Source organism: Knoellia sp. S7-12, assembly GCF_040518285.1.
Lineage (GTDB): Bacteria > Actinomycetota > Actinomycetes > Actinomycetales > Dermatophilaceae > Knoellia.
Window position 1 is genome coordinate 552541 of sequence record NZ_CP155449.1, and the last position, 18887, is coordinate 571427.

Sequence of the window (18887 nt, forward strand, 5' to 3'; positions counted from 1 at the left end):
CCCTCACCCCTCACCGATGCCGCGCCGGCGACCGTGAGCACGCCTGGCCGCCTCGGCATCGGAATGGTCGGGTACTCGTTCATGGGCGTGGCCCACTCACAGGGCTGGCGCAACGCCCGCAGCTTCTTCGACCCGGCGCTCGTGCCAGACCTCGTCGCGATCGGTGGCCGTGACGCACAGGCCGCCGCCGACATGGCGCGGCGCTTCGACTGGCAGAACGTCGAGACCGACTGGCGGGCACTCATCACCCGCCCCGACGTCGACCTCGTCGACATCTGCACCCCCGGGGACACCCACGCCGAGATCGCCATCGCCGCCCTCGAGGCCGGCAAGCACGTCCTGTGCGAGAAGCCTCTCGCGAACACCGTCGAGCAGGCCCGCGCGATGGCCGCCGCGGCCGAGCGCGCCCAGCGGCACGGCATCCGGTCGATGGTGGGGTTCACCTACCGTCGCGTGCCGGCCATCGCTCTGGCCCGGCAGCTCGTGGGCGAGGGGCGCGTCGGCCAGATCCGCCACGTGCGGGCGCAATACCTCCAGGACTGGCTCGTCGACCCGGAGTCGCCGCTGACCTGGCGCCTCCAGAAGGACCGGGCCGGCAGCGGTGCGCTCGGGGACATCGGCGCGCACATCATCGACCTCGCGCAGTTCGTCACCGGCGAGCGCATCAGCGGTGTCAGCGCCGTCACCGAGACCTTCGTGCGCGAGCGGCCCCTGCCGGAGTCCTCGCACGGGCTCTCCTCACAGGCCGGCACCGGCCGGGGGGCGGTCACCGTCGACGACGCCGCGGTGTTCCTGGCCCGTCTCGACGGGGGAGCGCTCGCGACGTTCGAGGCCACCCGGTTCGCGACCGGCCGCAAGAACTCGATCCGGCTCGAGGTCAACGGGACGCGAGGCAGCATCGCCTTCGACTTCGAGGACATGAATGTGCTGCAGGTGCACGATGCCACCACGCCATCCCGCGAGTCGGGCTTCACGCGAGTCATCGTCACCGAGCCCTCGCACCCCTACGTCGAGCACTGGTGGCCTGCCGGTCATGGACTCGGTTACGAGCACGGTTTCACCCACCAGGCAGCCGACCTCCTTGCCGCGATCGCCGACGGCACCGATCCGGAGCCGTCGTTCGCTGACGGCCTGGCCGTGCAGGAGGTGCTTGCCGCCGTGGAGACAAGCGCCGCCAACGGGTCCCGTTGGACCCCCACCGATGACTCGACGAACGGCTGAGCCGCCCACCGAGCACTGAAGTTCACCCGTGGCCGACCACCACACCACCGGAAGGAATCGCACGAGGTCACGCACGTCCCACCCTGTCATTGCAGTGACGAAGGAGCACCATGAACACCGACAACGACGTCAACCTCTCGGGCCTGGTCACCAAGCTCGGCCTCAACCGCCGCCAGTTCCTCGCGGCAACGACGGGCATGGCGGCCGCCGCGGCGGTCACCGCCCCCAGCGCCGTCGCCGGACCCGTCGGCAACGCCAACGGCATCCTCATCCCGGCCCCCCGGCGCGGCATCATCCTCTACACGGTGCGCGACGCCGTCAGTCGTGACCCGCTCTCGACCAACCTCGCCTCAGGCTTCAAGGAGGTGCTCACCGAGCTCGCCAAGATCGGCTACAAGCAGATCGAGTTCGCGGGCTACCGCCAGCACGCCAACTCCGAGGGCGGTGCCGACCTCAACAACGTCGCCGGAGCCACCCTCCTCCGCTCGTGGCTCGACGCCAACGGTCTCGAGGCCGAGGGCAACCACGGGAGCATCCCCAGCACGGTGACCGACGTGACGATCTCGCAGTTCGACACCGCGTGCGAGATCGCGAACATCCTCGGCATGGGTCACATCGGCACGGGCAACGACCCGACCCGCAGTGCCTACCTCGCCGACTGGCAGGCCGCCGCCCCGGTCTGGAACTTCTTCGGAGAGCGCGCGGCCAGTCACGGCCTGAAGCTCTACACCCACAACCACGACATCGCCTACAGTTTCCTGCTCGACAGCGGCCCCGCCGACGCGCTCGGCAACCCGACCCGCAGCAGCGGCATCCGTCGGCTGGAGTGGTTCCTCGCGAACACCGATCCGCAGAACGTCTACCTGGAGATGGACATCTTCTGGGCGCACGTGGCGCAGTACAAGCACCACACCTACATTGCCGCCGACGGCAGCTCGGTCCAGTCGGTCTTCGATCCCGCAGCCCTGGTCGCCGCCCAGAACAAGCGGTTCCCGCTGTTCCACGCCAAGGACGGCAAGAAGAACTCGGCCGTCGCCAACGGCTACGACATCGTGGCGTTCGGTGCGGGTGACATCGACTACTCGACGTTCCTGGGCCGCGTCGGGTCCAGGGGCTCACACAACCCGATGTGGGAGCAGGACACCGCCCCCGGTGGCGCGCTGGCACCCGCGCAGTCGCTCGAGCTCGCGAAGTTCAGCTACGACAACCTGGCCGCCCTGCGCGGCTGAGCACCCCTGACGGCGGTCGCAGGACCCCGTCGCACCACCCCTGCTGAGCACCACCGCCCACCGGAGTCCCTTCTGGTGGGCGCCAGCCCGGAGGTGGCGTCGAAAGAAGCCGTTGCAGCGGCCGACGCCACCTCCGGGACTGGCTCGCCCAACACTCACTGAAGGACGTGGACATGAAGTCTATTCAACGTCGAGGTCGGCCACGTGTACTTTCCACGGTTGCCGCCCTCGTTCTCGCACTCGTCACGACGGGCAGCGCTCTGGCCGTTCCCGCCTCAGCACACAACGGTGTCGACCACTCGGCCGAGCCGGGCTCCGACCCGGCCCTTGACTGGGCGAACTACGAGAAGATCACCCTCACCAAGGACACCGGTGAGCCCATCGACATGGCCGTGATGCCCGACGGCAAGGTTCTGACCACCGCCCGCAACGGCGACATCCGCCTCACCGACCCGGACGCCGGCACGACGAAGGTCGTCTCCAAGGTGGCGGTCTACAGCAACTCCGAGGACGGCATGCAGACCGTCACGCTCGACCCGGAGTTCGCGACGAACAAGTGGGTCTACCTCTACTACGCACCGCTCGACATGACCGCGCCCTACATCTCGCGCACCCCCACCGGCTCGGCGCCCAACACCGTGCCCGCAGGCCAAGACCCTGCGACCTACTGGAACCAGTGGAAGGGCTACAACCAGCTGACCCGCGTCAAGTGGGACGACGCTGCCGGCGCGCTCGACCTCGGCACCGAGCAGGTCATCATCAAGGTGGAGCAGCAGCGCGGCCAGTGCTGCCACGTCGCGGGGGACGTCGACTTCGACGCCGCCGGCAACGTCTACCTCGCCACCGGCGACAACACGCCGGCAAGCACCCCTGGCGCCAACGGCTTCGCGCCCAACAACGACGCGCCGGGCATGAACCCGGGCTTTGACTCGCGTCGCGGCGCCGGCAACACCAACGACCTGCGCGGCAAGATTCTGCGCATCCACGTCGAGGACAACGGCTCCTACACGATCCCCGCGGGCAACATGTTTGCCCCGGGCACGGAGAAGACTCGCCCCGAGATCTTTGCCATGGGGCTGCGCAACCCCTTCCGCTTCGAGGTCGACCCGGGCACCAACTCGGTGAGCTGGGGCGACTACGGACCCGATGCCGGTGCGCCGAGCGCCGAACGCGGTCCTCTCGGCTATGTCGAGTGGCAGACCACGGCGATCGACCGCCCGGTCAACGGCGGTTGGCCGTACTGCACGGGCAACCAGTTCAACTACAACGAGTGGAACTTCGCGACCGCCACGCCGGGCCCGTTCTTCGACTGCGCTGCCGGCGCGAAGAACAACTCGCGCTGGAACACCGGACTGGCCACCGTGCCGCCGGCCACCCCCGCGACGCTCTACTACGGCGACAACAACACCCACCAGCCGTGGCCTGAGCTGACTGACTTCTCACCGGCCACTGGTCAGGGCCCGATGGGCGGACCGGTCTACCACTACGACGCCGCGAACCCCTCGACGACGAAGTTCCCGGCGTACTGGGACGAGAAGGCGTTCTTCGCCGAGTTCTCGCAGGACTACCTGGCCGTCTTCGACGTCCAGTGGCCCAACGGTCCGGTGGACCACATCACCCACTTCCTGCCGAACAGCGCTCTGCAGACCAACGGCCAGCCCGACACCGACAGCCCGATCGACATCGAGTTCGGCCCCGACGGCTCGCTCTACGTCCTCGACTACGGCGACGGTTTCTTCCGGGCCAACCCCGACGCCGGGCTCTATCGGATCGACTACTCGCCGGGCAACAAGGCACCGACGGCCCGCATCTCCGCCGACCCGATCTCGAGCAGTGGTGTGCCGTTGACCGTCGAGTTCGACGGTTCGGGCTCGACCGACCCCGAGGGCGGCGCGCTCACCTACGAGTGGGACTTCGACGGTAACGGCACGTTCGACGCCACCGGTGTCGAGGCGACCCACACCTACACGACCCTCGGGTCCTACACCGCCCGTCTGCGGGTCACCGACCCCGAAGGACGGCGCGGCATCACAAGCACGAGGATCAGCGTCGGCAACGTCGCACCGACGATCAACGTGAGCACGCCCAACGGTGGGTTCTTCGACTGGGGCCAGGCGGTGCCGTTCACGGTCACGACCTCCGACCCGGAGGACGGGAACGCGCCGGTGTGCTCCCGCGTGGCCTGGACGTTCGGGCTCGGGCACGACGCCCATGCCCACCCGTTGAGCCAGGGGACGGGCTGCCAGTTTGCGATCCCGACCCCCGTCGACGCGACCGAGCACGGCGAGACCGAGAACATCTTCGGCGTCGTCGTCATCCGCTACACGGACAACGGTGCGAACGGGGTTGCTCCCGCGACCTCCGAGCGCTCGTTGATCCTCAACCCGAAGTCGCAGGAGGCCGAATGGGCCGACGTCGTCCAGGGTGCCGAGATCGTCTCCGACGACACGGCGAGCGGTCTGCGCAAGGTCACCTCGCTGGATCCCGGTGACCACCTCGCCTGGGACCCGGTGAACTTCGCCGATGTCACGGGCGTCACCGTCCGCTCCTCCGGGTCGGGCACGCTGGCCCTGCGGTGGAACGCTCCCGACGCGACGCCGTTCGCGACAGTCGCTGTCTCGGGCAGCGGCTGGAACGACACGAATGCGAGCTTTGCGAACGCCCCGACGGGGACAGGCGTCCTGTACGTCACGTCCACCGGCGGTGTCGTCCTCGACCGGCTCACCTTCTCCGGCAACGGCGTCGCCGACGTGACGCCGCCGACGGTGACCGCAGCCCTCGAGCCGGCGCAGCCGACCGGGCAGAACGGCTGGTACACGTCCAACGTGACGGTCCGCCTCACCGCAACCGACAACGGCACGATCTCGACGCGCCAGGTCTCCACCGACGGTGGCAAGACGTGGACGACGGTCAGCGCCAACAATCCCACGACGGTCATCTCCACGGAGGGCACGACGACCGTGCTCTATCGGGCGACCGACAACGGTGGCAACGTCTCGCAGGTCGGCCAGGTCGTCGTCAAGATCGACAAGACCGCCCCCACCGTGGCGTTCCATGGCGCAACCGAAGGGGCATCCGTCGGCAACGCTGGCGATGTCTCCTGGACCGCGGTCGATGCGATCTCCGGTATCCAGTCGGTGACCGCGACCCTCGACGGAACCTCCGTCGCGGGCGACCAGCCGGTTGAGCTCTGGCGCCTCTCTCTCGGTGCGCACACGCTCGTCGTGAGCGCCGAGGACAACGCTGGACACGTCACGAGCAAGACCCTCACCTTCACGACGACGACGTCGCTGGCCGAGCTCACCAAGCTCACGCAGCGTCTTGCCGACTCCGGTGAGGTGTCTGCAGCAGGTGAGAAGCAGCTGCTCAAGCGGCTCGAGCAGGCGAAGAAGCACGCGGACGCCGGTCGCGGCCACGCGGCGGCTACCCAGGTGGAGGGCTTCATCTCCCTCCTGGCCAACCGCACGCTCGTCCCCGACGTGACGGCTGCCGCAGCTTTCGACCGCGACGCGAAGGCGGTGATCGCCCAGCTGCGCGGCTGATCGGATCCGGCCCTGCGGCGGGGACCCTCCCCGCCGCAGGGCCCACCCCGGTGCGCGACTCTCACGTTCTGTCGTCGCGACGCCCTAGCCAACTCGCCATCGCCCCGCTCGTCATCGCCCCACCCGCGCCGCCACTCGGCGCGCATCGCCCTTCCACTCCGGGCTCCAACCCCGAGGAGAACCTCATGACCTTCACGACCGAACGCACTGGACTTTGGCTGGTCGGCGCTGGCGGATCCGTCGCGACGACCGTCGCCGCGGGCCTCGCCGGCCTGCGTGCCGGTGTCGCTGCCCCCATCGGGCTCGTCACCGCGCAGGCCGCCCTCGAGGGGGCCGACCTCATCGACACCGCAGATCTCGTGACCGGAGGACATGACGTCAGCAACGTCTCCCTCGCCAAGCGTGCGGAGGCCCTGGCCGCAGCCGGGGTCATCCCGCATGACCTGCCCGGCCTCATCGCGCACGACCTCGACGAGGCGTCCAGCCGCGTCCGTCCCGGCTACACGCTCGGTGCCGAGGACCAGCGCGAGGCCGTCGATCGTCTCGCGGACGACCTGCGCGAGTTCCGTGAGCGCGAGGGCCTGGCCCGCGTCGTGGTCATCAACGTCTCCTCGACGGAGGCTCCCGTCGTTCCCCAACCGGCCCACGCTGACCGTCAGGCACTCGACATCGCCTGGGATGCGGGGGAGTCCCCACTGCCGCCAAGCTCGGTGTATGCCGCGGCTGCGTTCGCGGCAGGCTGCGCCTTCGTGGACTTCACTCCGTCCGCGGGTGCGCGCCTTCCGGTGCTCGGCACCTTCGCCGACGAGGCGGGTATGCCGTGGGGCGGCAGTGACGGCAAGACCGGTGAGACGTTGCTCAAGTCGGTGCTCGCGCCGATGTTTGCGATGCGCTCACTCGACGTGCGCTCCTGGTCCGGAACCAATCTGCTCGGAGGCGGTGACGGCGCGACCCTGGCCTCACCCGACGCTCGTCAGAGCAAGATCGACAGCAAGGCCGCCGGGCTCGAGGCTCTCCTCGGACACTCCGTGGAGGGCCCCCTGCACATTGACCACGTGGCCGATCTCGGTGACTGGAAGACCGCGTGGGACCACGTGACCTTCGCCGGCTTCCTCGGCACCCGGATGACGCTGCAGTTCACGTGGCAGGGGTGTGACTCCGCGCTCGCGGCACCCCTGGTCATCGACCTCGCCCGGTTGCTCGACCTGGCGATGCGCCGGGGTGAGAGTGGTCCCCTTCCCGCGCTCGGATTCTTCTTCAAGGATCCGGCAGGGCTGGACGAGCACGCGCTGGCTCCGCAGCACGACCTCCTCGTCCGGTGGGCGACGGAGGGTGCGGACGTTCGCCCATGACGTCCCTGCGTGACCTGGCAGAGCTCGTGCGAGCGCCCGCGGGCCTGACCGTGCCCAGCGACACCCTCGCGGGTGCCGCCAGCGCAGGGTGGCCTGCGGGTCGCCGCACTGCTCTGCTGCCCCTTGCCTCGGTTTCGCTCTATTGGGCCGGGATGGCCCTCAACGACTGGGCCGACCGAGACCTGGACGCCGTCGAACGCCCCGAGCGCCCCATCCCCTCCGGTCGAGTGACCCCGGGGACCGCACTGGCTCTCGCCACGGGGCTCACCGCCGCCGGGGTGGGCCTCGCCGCCGTCGCAGGAGGTGCGCCGGCCGCTGCGGTGGCGGGCGTGCTGTCCGGTGCCGTCTGGACCTATGACCTCTCGGCGAAATCAGGGCCCGGGAGCACCGCCGTCATGGCGAGTACCCGGGGGCTCGACGTCCTCCTGGGTGCGGCGGCCGGCGGCCTGCCTGCCCTTCGACACGCAGTCGCCCCTGCAGCCCTTCTCGCTGCGCACACCGCGGGCGTCACCGCTTTGAGTCGCGGTGAAGTCCATGGGACGAAGCCTGAGACTGCCCGAGGCGCCGTCAGTCTGACGGCAGTCGTCAGCACCCTCGTTCCCGTCCTCGCGTCATCACGCGCCCTGACCCTGGACCGCTCGCGGCCAGAGGCGCGCGCGGGCCAGGGTCGTGGAAGCCGGGACGGCTGGGTGGCGATGGGCGTCGCGATCGCCGCGGCAACGGCATACGCAAGCTCTGTCGGACGGGCGCAGGCTGCGGCGGCGACCGATCCCGGCGCGGCGACGACCCGCCGTGCCACGGTTGCCGGGATCAAAGGGATGGTGCCGCTCCAGTCGGCACTGGTCGCCTCGGCGGGTGAGGCACGGGCGGCTCTGGCACTCGGGGCGCTCTCGTGGGCCGCACGGTCAGCGATGCGCAAGGGGTCACCGACGTGAGTGGGTTGCGATTCGGCTACGGACTCAACGGGTTCACCGACCACCGGCTGCCCGACGCCCTCGCGGTTCTTGCCGACCTGGGCTACGACGGCGTGGCGATCACCCTCGACCACGCGCACCTCGACCCCATCGGGGCCGGACTCGCACAGCGCGTGGCACTGGCCGCGCGGCTGCTGGCCCGCCACGGACTCGACGTCGTTGTCGAGACCGGCGGTCGCTATGTGCTCGACCCCCGACGCAAGCACCACCCGACCTTCGTGAGCGACGAGGGCCGGGAGCGTCGTATCGACCTCGTTGCCACCGCCCTGCGCATCGCGCCCGATCTGGGTGCTCGCGTCGTCTCGTGCTGGAGCGGCACGTTGCCGGAGTCGGCCACCGCCGAGCAAGGGCGGGCTCGGGTCGATCACGCGGTGACCAGTCTGTTGCCCGTCGCCGAGGCCGCCGGGGTGACGCTCGCGCTGGAGCCGGAGCCGGGGATGTTCCTCGAGCGGGTAGGAGACGTCGTCGGGCTTCTCGACCGGTTGGACCGCCCCGCGGCACTCGCGCTGACCATCGACGTCGGTCACCTCACCTGCACGGAGGACGAGCCCCCGGGGTCGGTGATTCGGGGGGCCGGGCACCTCGTCGCCAACGTGCAGATCGATGACATGCGCCGCGGGGTCCACGAGCATCTGCCGTTTGGCGACGGCGAGGTCGACCTGCCCGACGTGCTCGCGGCTCTGGGCGACATCGGCTACGGCGGGCTCGTGCACGTCGAGCTGCCCCGGCACTCGCATGCCGCACCGGTGCTCGCCGAGCGGAGCCTGCGCGCCCTGCGCCTTGCCGAGGCCGACGCTCGCCAACTCGAGAAGAGGATCTGACATGGGATGGAAGGACGACGCCAGGCACGTGGTGGCGAACGACGCCGAGGCGGTGCTCAGCCTTTTCCCGGGTGCGGCCCGTCACGCCCGCGCGGAGGGGGACGATGGCGAGGCCGTGCGGGTCGAGCTGCTCGAGGCGATTCCCGGCGAACTCGACGACGTCGTGAGGATCACCTCGACGCTCTACAGCCGGGGCGACAGTGCCGAGAAGCAGGCGGTGCTCGCGGCGCTACCCAGCCTTGACCGGGCGACCACCGCGCGACCAGCCGTCGGCGATGCGCTCCTTCTGCTCGTGCGAGATGCGTTGCGCACCAATGACACTCGGCTCGTCGCCCGTGCCCTCGGGGCGTATGCCGCCACGCACCTCGACGACGCCGCCTGGCGCCAAGGAGTGGTCAAGGCGATCTTCATGGGAATCCCCCTCGACACCGTCGCCGACCTCGAACGACGCACCGACGACGAGCTGCGCCGGATGGTGAGTGACTTCATCGACGAGCGACAGGCGGCGGGGCGCGACGTGCCGGCCGACGCACAGCGGATCGTCTTCACCGACCAGGACACCTCAACCCCCGGGAGCAGCAGATGAGAATCTTCGACCCGCATATCCACATGACCTCGCGGACGACCGATGACTACGAGCGGATGCACGCCGCCGGGGTGCGCGCGGTCGTCGAGCCGTCGTTCTGGCTCGGGCAGCCGCGCACCAGTGTCGAGACGTTCTGCGACTACTTCGACGCGCTGCTCGGGTGGGAGCCCTTCCGGGCGCAGCAGTTCGGTATTCAGCACTTCGCGACCATCGGCCTCAACCCCAAGGAAGCCAATGACGAGCGCTGCCGCGCGGTCCTGGACGAGTTGCCCCGCTATCTCGTCAAGGACCGGGTCGTCGCCGTCGGCGAGCTCGGCTACGACTCGATGACTGCCGAGGAGGACGAGGTCTTCGCCCACCAGCTGGGTCTGGCGCGGGAGCACGGGCTGCCCGCGCTCGTGCACACGCCTCACCGCGACAAGCTTGCTGGCACGCGGCGCACGCTTGACGTCGTGCGCGAGTCGGGGCTTCCCGCCGAACGGGTTCTCGTCGACCACCTCAACGAGGTCACGGTCGGCGTCGTCGCCGGAAGCGGTTGCTGGATGGGGTTCTCGATCTATCCCGACACCAAGATGGACCCGCAGCGCATGGTCGCGATCCTGCAGGAGCACGGCACCGAGCGGATGGTCGTCAACTCGGCCGCCGACTGGGGGCGCAGCGACCCGCTGCTCACCGTGCGTACGGCCGAGGCCATGCTCGCCGCAGACTTCTCCGGCGACGACGTCGACAAGGTCCTGTGGCGCAACCCGGTGGAGTTCTACGGCCAGAGCGGGCGCCTCGACCTCGAGGACGTCGACCTGTATGCCGTCGCCTCACCTACGGATTCACCTACCGCCTCCCCGGAGGGCGAATTCGTGGGCGCGTCGGCCGGTGCGCCCATGGGCGCGCCGACGGGTGCAACCTTCGAGGGCAACTCCGTGCTCCGCGGCTCCAAGGAGAGCTGAAGTGCGCCTCCTCCATGCTGACGGCACAGTCGTACACCTCGCCTACTGCACCAATGTGCATGCCGGCGACAGCCTCGACGACGTCCTCGCCCACCTCGACCGCTTCGTGCTGCCGGTGCGCAAGCACCTGGGGTCCGATCTCCTCGGGGTCGGTCTGTGGCTCGCAGCCCCGGCCGCCCACGAGCTCGCGCAGGACGCCACGGCCACGAATGGGTTGCGCCGAGCCCTCACCCATCGGGGCCTGGAAACAGTGACGCTCAACGGTTTTCCCTACCGCGGCTTCCAGGAGCCGGTGGTCAAACAGCGCGTCTACCACCCCGACTGGTCGGAGCAGGAACGACTGGACTACACGGTCGACTGCGCTGCGGTGTTGGCCCAGCTGCTGCCCGACGACGCGGCCCGGGGGAGCGTGTCGACCCTGCCGTTCGCGTGGCGCACGCCCTGGGACGGTGGTCAGCACCAAGCCGCTCTGGACAACCTGGGTCGCCTCTCTGACGCCCTCGAGGGCATGGAGACCCGCACCGGCCGCGTCGTGCGCGTCGGTCTGGAACCCGAGCCCGGGTGCGTGGTGGAGACGACGGCCGAGGCAGTGGAGCGGTTGGCCGGCGTCAACGCCGAGCGCATCGGAGTCAGCCTCGACCTCTGCCACCTCGCGGTCGGCTTCGAGGACCCGGCGGAGGCACGTGATCGCATAGCGGGGGCGGGGCTCCCGGTCACCAAGGCCCAGATCTCTGCAGCCGTGCACGCCGACGACCCGACTGATCCCGCGACCCGGCGGGCACTGGCCGAATTCGACGAGGTGCGGTTCCTCCACCAGGTGCGCGGACGGCATACCGACGGGTCGATCTCTGCGCGCGACGACCTTCCGGAAGCCCTCGGCGGCAGCGACCCTCTCGAGGAACTCTCCGACGACGGTTCAGCCGTTCCGTGGCGCGTGCACTTCCACGTGCCACTCGATCTCGATCCCGAACCGCCGCTTCGCGCGACCCGCGACCACACCGTGGCCTCGCTCGATGCCCTCGTCGGTGGCGAGCACGCCGTGACCGATCACCTCGAGGTGGAGACCTACACCTGGGGTGTGCTGCCCGACGCGGCCCGCCCCCGCACCGACGATGACCTCTCCCGGCGGATCGCCGGCGAGATCGCCTGGGTGCGCGACCAGCTGCTCGACCTCGGACTGAAGGAGACCCCGTGACCACGACCGCCCCCCGCCAGGTTGCCCCCGTACCCGCGGGCGGAGTAGCGCCCACGCCAGTGCTCCTGCTGGACGTCGTCGGACTCACGCCCCGCGCACTCAACGACATGCCCCGCCTCCGGGAGCTCGCCGAGGCGGGAAGCCGCGCCACTCTGGGCACGGTCCTGCCGGCCGTCACCTGCTCGGTGCAGTCGACCATCCTCACGGGCACGCTGCCGAGCGAACACGGCGTCGTCGGCAACGGCTGGTTCTTCCGGGACCTCGGCGAGATCATGTTCTGGCGCCAGCCGAACAGCCTCGTCGAGGGCGAGAAGCTCTGGGACTCGCTGCGTCGCGCCTACCCCGATGCCAAGGTCGCCAACGTGTGCTGGTGGTACGCGATGGGCATGGACGTCGACACGGTCGTGACTCCTCGGCCCGTCTATCACGCCGACGGACGCAAGAGTCCTGACTGCTACACCCGTCCCACCTGGCTGCGCGATGAGCTGACCCAGGCCCTTGGCCAGTTCCCGTTGTTCCAGTACTGGGGGCCCACAGCGGCCATCGCGTCATCGCGGTGGATCGTCGAGGCGACCCGGCGGATCATGCCCCACCACGACCTCACGATGGCCTACGTCCCGCACCTCGACTACGACCTCCAGCGGTTCGGGCCGCGGTCGCCGCAGGCCTCCGCCGCAGCGGCAGAACTGGACGCCGTGCTCGCGCCCCTGCTCGACGACGCGGCCCGGCTCGGCATCGAGGTGGTCGTGCTCAGTGAGTACGGCATCACCGAGGTCGACCGCCCGGTTCACCTCAACCGGGTGCTGCGACGCGCCGGGCTGCTCGAGGTGCACACACAGGAGGGCATGGAGTACCTGGACCCGTGGGCCTCGCCAGCCTTCGCCGTGGCCGACCACCAGGTTGCGCACGTCTACATCCAGGACGCCGAGCGACACGAGGAGGTTCGCACCCTTCTCGAGGCCACTCCCGGTGTGGAGCAGGTGCTCGATCGCGAGGCCCAGGCGGTGCACGGGCTCGACCACGAGCGCAGCGGGGACCTCGTCGTCGTCGCCGAGGACCGGGCCTGGTTCACCTACTACTACTGGCTCGAGGACGCTCGGGCTCCCGACTTCGCTCGCGGCGTCGAGATCCATCGCAAGCCGGGCTACGACCCCGCTGAACTGTTCTTCGACCCTGCCGACAGGACGGCCAAGGCGCGTGCCGGGCTATCGCTCGTGCGAAAGAAGGTCGGACTGCGCTACTCGATGAAGGTCGTGCCGCTCGACGCCCGCTGGGTGAAGGGAAGTCACGGGCGGCTGCCGGAGGACCCGGCCGACGGACCTGTCCTGATCACCTCCACGCCGGGTCAACTGCGTGAGACGGTGGCAGCGACCGAGGTGCGTGACCTCGTCCTGCGGGCCGCGGGTGTCGAGGCTGCCTTGACCCACTGACGGATCGACCAGCATTGCGTTGCAACCACTTTCACACTCCCGCACCACCCCGATTGCTAGGAGCGCCACGATGACCCGTCCGATCACCCTCTTCACCGGCCAGTGGGCCGACCTGCCCTTCGAAGAGGTGTGCCGTCTGGCCGCTTCGTGGGGCTACGACGGCCTTGAGATCGCCTGCTGGGGCGACCACTTCGAGGTCGACCGCGCACTGGCCGAGGACGACTATGTGGCCGGACGTCGCGAGATCCTCGAGCGTCACGGACTCGGCGTCTGGGCGATCTCGAATCACCTTGTGGGACAGGCGGTCTGCGACGACCCGATCGACCAGCGCCACAAGGACATCTTGCCGGCGGACATCTGGGGTGACGGCGACCCCGAGGGTGTGCGGCAGCGGGCCGCTCAGCGGATGGCCGACACCGCGCGGGCTGCGGCCAAGCTCGGCGTCGACGTCGTCATCGGCTTCACCGGGTCGGCCATCTGGAAGTACGTCGCGATGTTCCCGCCGGTGTCGGCGCAGACGATCGACGCGGGCTACCAGGACTTCGCCGACCGGTGGAACCCGATCCTCGACGTCTATGACGAGGTCGGTGTGCGGTTCGCCCACGAGGTGCACCCGAGCGAGATCGCCTACGACCACTGGACGACGGTGCGCACCCTCGAGGCGATCGGGCACCGTCCGGCGTTCGGGCTCAACTGGGACCCGTCGCACATGGTCTGGCAGGACCTCGACCCCGTCGCGTTCATCTGGGACTTCCAGGATCGGATCTATCACGTCGACTGCAAGGACGTGAGGATGCGAGTGGGCAACGGCCGCAACGGAAGGCTGTCGTCCCACCTGCCCTGGAACGACCCCCGCCGCGGTTGGGACTTCGTCTCGACCGGACATGGCGACGTGCCGTGGGAGGACTGCTTCAGGACGCTCGGTGCGATCGGCTACTCCGGCCCCATCTCGGTGGAGTGGGAGGACGCCGGCATGGACCGCCTCGTCGGCGCGGCCGAAGCTGTCGGCTTCGTGCGTCGACTCGCGTTCGAGGCTCCGGAGGCCTCCTTCGACTCAGCCTTCAGCTCGGGTGACTGACAGCGGCGTATGCCGTCAGCTCGCCTTGCGCTCGCACTAGAGTTCCGAGGGTGACTGAGAACGCGACCCATCTCGACGAGATTCGTGCCGGCTACTCCTTCGAGGGCCCCGCCCTCGAGTTCGGTGCGGCCGTCATCGACGACACCGCCCACCCCGACACTCCGGTGCGCATCCCGCTCGCCGTCCTCAACCGCCACGGACTCGTCGCCGGCGCCACCGGCACCGGCAAGACCAAGACTCTCCAGGTCATGGCCGAGCAGCTGAGCAGCCAGGGCGTCCCGGTCTTCCTCGCCGACATCAAGGGCGACCTGTCCGGCATGGCCAGCCCGGGCGAGGCCAGCGACCGGACCACAGCGCGAGCCAAGGATGTCGGGCAGGACTGGCAGGCCACGGCATACCCGACGGAGTTCTTGTCGCTGGGTGGACAGGGCAAGGGCATCGCGATTCGCGCGACCATCACGGACTTCGGTCCCACTCTGCTCGCCAAGGTGCTCGGCCTCAACGACACGCAGGAGTCGAGCCTTGGTCTCGTCTTCCACTACGCCGACAAGAACGGCCTCGCGCTCCTCGACCTCAAGGACCTGCGGGCCGTCATCGCGCACCTCGTGAGTGATGAGGGCAAGCCCGAGCTCAAGGCTCTCGGTGGCCTCTCGTCCGCCACCGCCGGTGTCATACTGCGCGAACTCATCGCCTTCGAGGACCAGGGCGCCGACGCGTTCTTTGGTGAGCCGGCGTTCGACACGGCCGACCTGATGCGCATGACCCCCGACGGCAAGGGTCTGGTCACCTGCCTCGAGCTGCCCGGGGTGCAGGACCGTCCCGCGCTCTTCTCGACCTTCCTCATGTGGATGCTCGCGGACCTCTTCCACGACCTGCCCGAGGTCGGCGACATCGACAAGCCCAAGCTCGTCTTCTTCTTCGATGAGGCGCATCTGCTCTTCGCCGATGCGAGCAAGGCCTTCCAGGACGCCATCGAGCAGACCGTCCGCCTCATCCGCTCCAAGGGTGTTGGCGTGTTCTTCGTGACGCAGTCGCCCAAGGACGTCCCCGCCGGCGTGCTCGGTCAGCTCGGCAACCGGGTGCAGCACGCCCTGCGCGCTTTCACACCCGACGACGCCAAGGCCCTCAAGGCGGCGGTGCGGACCTACCCGCACAGTCAGTATGACCTCGAGAAGCTCCTCACCTCGCTCGGCACCGGCGAGGCCGTCATCACCGTCCTCTCCGAGAAGGGTGCACCGACGCCGGTGGCCTGGACGCGGATGCGCGCGCCGCAGTCGCTCATGGCCCCGTCGACCGAGGCGGTCATGGACCAGACGATCGCGGCGTCCTCGATCGCGGCGAAGTACGCCGAGGTCGCTGACCGTGAGTCGGCCTACGAGAAGCTCGCGGCCCGCGTGGCTGCAGCTCCGGCCGAGGCTGCGCCCCAGCAGACTCCTGCCCCCACGGTCGCGAAGAAGGCGGCCGCGCCCAAGGAGGACCCGGGCATGGTGAGTCAGGTCATCAAGTCGAGTGCCTTCAAGTCGGCCCTGCGTTCAGCGGGCACGGTCATCGGACGCGAGATCACGCGCTCGCTCTTCGGCACGCGCCGCCGCTGAGACGGATTCTCAGCGCGGCTGGCGGCAGCCGCGCACGATTCACGTCACAGCGTGAGCAGGGCTCTCGCGTAGGCGCACTCGACGTCAGCATCGGTGACGGTATGCCGGGTGCCATCGCTCGCGGCATACGCCACCTCCCAGCCGTCATCGGTCCGCCGGAGGGAGTCGAACCGGTCTCCGAGCAACGTTCGGAGCTGGTCCTCGCGGGGCAGCCACAAGGACTGGTCGAGGCTGACCGAGTCGAGCGCCCACTCCGTCGTGCCGTTGAAGCCGAGGACGGTCTGGTCAGCGAAATGCTGCGGCTCGATCGTCAGGTTGCTGACCCAGAAGACTTCGTCAGTGAGGAGCTTGGTGTCAATGACGAACCGGTCGCCGGGCGCAGGCTGCCACAACACTCCGGCGTCGTGAGCAAGCCGGCGGGCGAGGTCGAGGCTGATCATCGCCCCATCATGGCCCCTGTCGGTCCTCCCTCAGTCGGAGGTCAGGGACGCACGGGACACGGGGAAGTCGAAGAACGTGTCCGGGAACAGCTCCGGCTTGTGGGTGAAGTGCCACCATTCGTTCTCGTAGTTGGCGAACCCCTCCGCGGCGAGCACGTCGACGAGGAGGTCGCGGTTCTCGCGCACTTCGCCGGTGAATGCGGGGTTGGCGGTGTGCGAAAGGACGTCGAAGCAGTCATAGGCGGTGCCCATGTCGAGCGAGGCGTCAGGCACCCGCTCCTCGACTGGTCCAAAGCATGAGCCCGCCGGCTTGGGTGAGTGCGGTGCCGGCACGCGGCGACCGTCGAGGGGCTGGATCGTCAGGTCGACTGTGCTGGCGCGGGAGTGGCCGGACTTGGCTGCGATGTAGCCGTCGGCGAAGAGCCGTGACTTCGCGACCCGAGGATAGAACTCTGCCTTCATCTGCTCGTCGTCGAGGTCCTCGGCCCAGCGGACGAAGTGGTTGACCGCGCTCTGGGGCCGGTAGCAGTCATAGACCTTGAGGGTGAGGCCCTGCGGTCGGAGCTCGTCCTGCGCCCGGGCGAGCGCTTCGGCAGCGGGTCGGGTCAGGAGGCAGAGCGGCGCGCGATAGGCATCGATGCGCTCGCCGACGAAGTTGTGGTTCGTCGTGTAGCGGATCTCGTGGACGATCGTGGGGTCGATGTCGCGCAGGGCGACGATCTCCTCCGGTGCCCTGGTCGGGGTGTCTGCCACAGCGGCTGAGGATGCACCGCCTGCGGTGAGGGAAGCGGTGGCGGTCAGGACGAGAGCGGCGACAAGGGTCGGCAGAGGACGGCGAGTCATGGGTCGTTCTTAGCAGGGGGCGCCGAGCCTCGCCACCGGAGCGGTCGGCTGTCACCACCACGACATGACCGCTGAAGTGCCTCCGATGATGGCCCAGAAGCGGAGCCCCCGACCCACGAGGCCGGTCGCGAGGAAGATCCACAAACGGACCCGGAGGGTGCCAGCGACAACCGCCAGGACGGCATATGGAGGGATGCCCCCGGCGGCCGAGAGGAGCAGGAGACCTGCCGTGAACCACGGGCGTCCCTCGGTGCGCGCCTGCCACCGTTCCATGGCCGCTCGCGCCCTGGGCTTGGCCATGCGACGGGCGACGAACGAGAAGCGCCCGAGCTCTCGGCCGCCGTAGTACCAGAGCAGCTTGCCCGCCATCTGTCCGACCGTCGCGGCCGCCACGAGCAGCCAGGTGGGTGCTCGATCCTGCGTTGCGGCGACCGCGACGATGGCTTCGATGTTGATGACGGGGATCACGGCTGACGCGACGGCCAGACCTGCGACTCCGAAGGCCTCAGCCCACATGCGGCGAGCCCGGGGGGCCGTCAGCCGCGACCGTCGGCACCGGGATCCCGATCCGGAGCAACCGCGCTGCAGACCAGCACTTCACCGCGAGCAGCGCCACCGCGATGGCCAGGCCGAGCCACATCCAGCCCGTCACCAGCAGGAGCACAGCGAAGAGTGCGCTGTTGACGGCCTTGGCCGGCTTGGACCAGTTCCACAACCAGATCTGGCGATCGACGACGTAGAAGTAGTTGGGACTGCGGATCGGCCACGCGAGGAAGGCCAACGACAGGAAGCTGTCGACGACCATGAACTCGGCGAGGTAGACGAAGACCGCCGGTGCGAGTTCGGGCTGCAGCCAGACCAGTCCGAAGTAGAAGGCGGCCGCGTTGAACCGGTCACAGAAGATGTCGAGAACTGCACCGATTCGGGTCTCGCAGCCCCGCAGTCGCGCCCACGTGCCATCGAGGATGTCACCAACCCAATAGATGGCGAGGGCGACGACGAGCAGGGTGAGACTGCGGTCGTGAATGGCCCAGGCAGCCACTGCCGCCGAGCCGATGGTGCGGATGGCGGTGATGATTGTCGCCCCGGTCCACAGGCGTTCCAGCCCGATCCCGACGTCGGCCGGCGTCTCCCCCAAGAGTGCAGATCCCCACATCCGCTCAGGATAGGTCGCTCACCCCAGATGTGCGGCGACGATGGGAATCACCGACGCAGCAGATCCCAGATCGGGTAGCGAAAGACACGCCCCGTGCGCCACGTCTGGAGGGCGCCGAGCAGCGGGCACAGGAGCGCGGCGGCCAGCCAGACCAGCGTGAGAACGCCTGCAGTCTGATCGTGGTGGGTGACGAGCGCGAGACCGACACCCGCCACGAGAAGGATCAGCTGCTGTGCGTGAAACCGCAGGATGGCAGAGGCGGTCATCCGCACGAGGGGCCGGTGGTCCTTGCGCGAGACGTGCGTGACCAGAGCGATAGGCGGCACGAGGACGGTCGTGGCGGCGATGACGTGGAGCGCGGCGGCGAACCGCCGACCGTCGTCGACCTTGAGGGCCGCAGACGGAGCGGACGGAGCAGACGGATGGAGCTCTCGTCGCAGCTGCTCCTGGTAGTTCCCCTCACTCACTGGCTCAGGATAGG

At 69.1% G+C, this 18887-nt stretch carries 17 protein-coding genes; 12 read left to right on the forward strand and 5 right to left on the reverse strand.

The annotated features are described in order from the left end of the window. The first annotated feature begins 63 nt into the window (after positions 1-63). The 12 genes from V6K52_RS02675 to V6K52_RS02730 all read left to right on the forward strand — a co-directional run bounded on the left by V6K52_RS02675 (position 64) and on the right by V6K52_RS02730 (position 15967). The gene (locus V6K52_RS02675) at positions 64-1221 is read left to right on the forward strand and encodes a Gfo/Idh/MocA family oxidoreductase (RefSeq protein WP_353953845.1); all 1158 of its coding nucleotides are present in this window, start codon (positions 64-66) and stop codon (positions 1219-1221) included. 110 nt (positions 1222-1331) lie between these two features. After that, positions 1332-2450 (forward strand): TIM barrel protein, encoded by a 1119-nt coding sequence (locus V6K52_RS02680; RefSeq protein ID WP_353952363.1) that lies wholly within the window; start codon positions 1332-1334, stop codon positions 2448-2450. A 173-nt stretch (positions 2451-2623) separates the two neighbouring features. Beyond that, complete coding sequence (locus V6K52_RS02685) at positions 2624-5992, forward strand: PQQ-dependent sugar dehydrogenase (RefSeq protein ID WP_353952364.1); 3369 nt, start codon at positions 2624-2626, stop codon at positions 5990-5992. Positions 5993-6177: 185 nt separating this feature from the next. Further along, positions 6178-7344: an inositol-3-phosphate synthase gene (locus tag V6K52_RS02690; RefSeq protein ID WP_353952365.1), complete on the forward strand. Its 1167-nt coding sequence runs from the start codon at positions 6178-6180 to the stop codon at positions 7342-7344. After that, the gene (locus tag V6K52_RS02695; RefSeq protein ID WP_353952366.1) at positions 7341-8279 is read left to right on the forward strand and encodes an SCO3242 family prenyltransferase; all 939 of its coding nucleotides are present in this window, start codon (positions 7341-7343) and stop codon (positions 8277-8279) included. The genes V6K52_RS02690 and V6K52_RS02695 overlap by 4 nt, the downstream gene beginning before the upstream one ends. Beyond that, entirely contained in the window at positions 8276-9139 is an 864-nt protein-coding gene (locus V6K52_RS02700) for a sugar phosphate isomerase/epimerase family protein (protein ID WP_353952367.1), read from the forward strand. Before V6K52_RS02695 ends, V6K52_RS02700 begins: the two co-directional genes overlap by 4 nt. Before the next feature lies 1 nt (position 9140). Beyond that, on the forward strand, positions 9141-9725 hold the full coding sequence (locus tag V6K52_RS02705; protein ID WP_353952368.1) for an EboA domain-containing protein: 585 nt from the start codon (positions 9141-9143) through the stop codon (positions 9723-9725). After that, positions 9722-10669: a TatD family hydrolase gene (locus V6K52_RS02710; RefSeq protein WP_353952369.1), complete on the forward strand. Its 948-nt coding sequence runs from the start codon at positions 9722-9724 to the stop codon at positions 10667-10669. The genes V6K52_RS02705 and V6K52_RS02710 overlap by 4 nt, the downstream gene beginning before the upstream one ends. Position 10670: 1 nt before the next feature. Further along, positions 10671-11864: a metabolite traffic protein EboE gene (eboE, locus tag V6K52_RS02715; protein ID WP_353952370.1), complete on the forward strand. Its 1194-nt coding sequence runs from the start codon at positions 10671-10673 to the stop codon at positions 11862-11864. Beyond that, positions 11861-13294, forward strand: a complete 1434-nt coding sequence (locus tag V6K52_RS02720) for a nucleotide pyrophosphatase/phosphodiesterase family protein (RefSeq protein WP_353952371.1) — start codon at positions 11861-11863, stop codon at positions 13292-13294. Before eboE ends, V6K52_RS02720 begins: the two co-directional genes overlap by 4 nt. Before the next feature lie 70 nt (positions 13295-13364). Continuing rightward, positions 13365-14372, forward strand: coding sequence for a sugar phosphate isomerase/epimerase family protein (locus V6K52_RS02725; RefSeq protein ID WP_353952372.1), 1008 nt, complete (start codon positions 13365-13367; stop codon positions 14370-14372). Between the two features lie 50 nt (positions 14373-14422). After that, the gene (locus V6K52_RS02730) at positions 14423-15967 is read left to right on the forward strand and encodes a helicase HerA-like domain-containing protein (RefSeq protein WP_353952373.1); all 1545 of its coding nucleotides are present in this window, start codon (positions 14423-14425) and stop codon (positions 15965-15967) included. Positions 15968-16011: 44 nt separating this feature from the next. On the opposite strand, the gene V6K52_RS02735 is transcribed toward V6K52_RS02730, so the two are convergent. Genes V6K52_RS02735 through V6K52_RS02755 form a run of 5 tightly spaced genes read right to left on the reverse strand, consistent with a single transcriptional unit; the run spans position 16012 to position 18873 of the window. Then, a complete protein-coding gene (locus V6K52_RS02735) occupies positions 16012-16407 on the reverse strand; it encodes a hypothetical protein (RefSeq protein ID WP_353952374.1) in 396 nt (131 codons plus the stop codon). A gap of 30 nt (positions 16408-16437) precedes the next feature. Next, positions 16438-17250, reverse strand: a complete 813-nt coding sequence (locus V6K52_RS02740; RefSeq protein ID WP_353952375.1) for a M15 family metallopeptidase — start codon at positions 17248-17250, stop codon at positions 16438-16440. A gap of 51 nt (positions 17251-17301) precedes the next feature. Next, positions 17302-17766, reverse strand: coding sequence for a VTT domain-containing protein (locus V6K52_RS02745; RefSeq protein ID WP_353952376.1), 465 nt, complete (start codon positions 17764-17766; stop codon positions 17302-17304). Next, positions 17756-18406 (reverse strand): CDP-alcohol phosphatidyltransferase family protein, encoded by a 651-nt coding sequence (locus V6K52_RS02750; protein WP_353952377.1) that lies wholly within the window; start codon positions 18404-18406, stop codon positions 17756-17758. The genes V6K52_RS02745 and V6K52_RS02750 overlap by 11 nt, the downstream gene beginning before the upstream one ends. A 47-nt stretch (positions 18407-18453) precedes the next feature. Beyond that, positions 18454-18873, reverse strand: coding sequence for a DUF4870 domain-containing protein (locus tag V6K52_RS02755; RefSeq protein ID WP_353952378.1), 420 nt, complete (start codon positions 18871-18873; stop codon positions 18454-18456). Positions 18874-18887: the final 14 nt, after the last annotated feature.

Coding starts and splice junctions, on each gene's coding strand:
- V6K52_RS02705 (WP_353952368.1), top strand. CDS start 9,141: ATGGGATGGAAGGACGACGCCAGGCACGTGGTGGCGAACGACGCCGAG.
- V6K52_RS02695 (WP_353952366.1), top strand. CDS start 7,341: ATGACGTCCCTGCGTGACCTGGCAGAGCTCGTGCGAGCGCCCGCGGGC.
- V6K52_RS02750 (WP_353952377.1), bottom strand. CDS start 18,406: ATGTGGGGATCTGCACTCTTGGGGGAGACGCCGGCCGACGTCGGGATC.
- V6K52_RS02675 (WP_353953845.1), top strand. CDS start 64: ATGGTCGGGTACTCGTTCATGGGCGTGGCCCACTCACAGGGCTGGCGC.
- V6K52_RS02685 (WP_353952364.1), top strand. CDS start 2,624: ATGAAGTCTATTCAACGTCGAGGTCGGCCACGTGTACTTTCCACGGTT.
- V6K52_RS02680 (WP_353952363.1), top strand. CDS start 1,332: ATGAACACCGACAACGACGTCAACCTCTCGGGCCTGGTCACCAAGCTC.
- V6K52_RS02740 (WP_353952375.1), bottom strand. CDS start 17,250: ATGACTCGCCGTCCTCTGCCGACCCTTGTCGCCGCTCTCGTCCTGACC.
- V6K52_RS02725 (WP_353952372.1), top strand. CDS start 13,365: ATGACCCGTCCGATCACCCTCTTCACCGGCCAGTGGGCCGACCTGCCC.
- V6K52_RS02745 (WP_353952376.1), bottom strand. CDS start 17,766: ATGTGGGCTGAGGCCTTCGGAGTCGCAGGTCTGGCCGTCGCGTCAGCC.
- V6K52_RS02690 (WP_353952365.1), top strand. CDS start 6,178: ATGACCTTCACGACCGAACGCACTGGACTTTGGCTGGTCGGCGCTGGC.
- V6K52_RS02735 (WP_353952374.1), bottom strand. CDS start 16,407: ATGATCAGCCTCGACCTCGCCCGCCGGCTTGCTCACGACGCCGGAGTG.
- V6K52_RS02710 (WP_353952369.1), top strand. CDS start 9,722: ATGAGAATCTTCGACCCGCATATCCACATGACCTCGCGGACGACCGAT.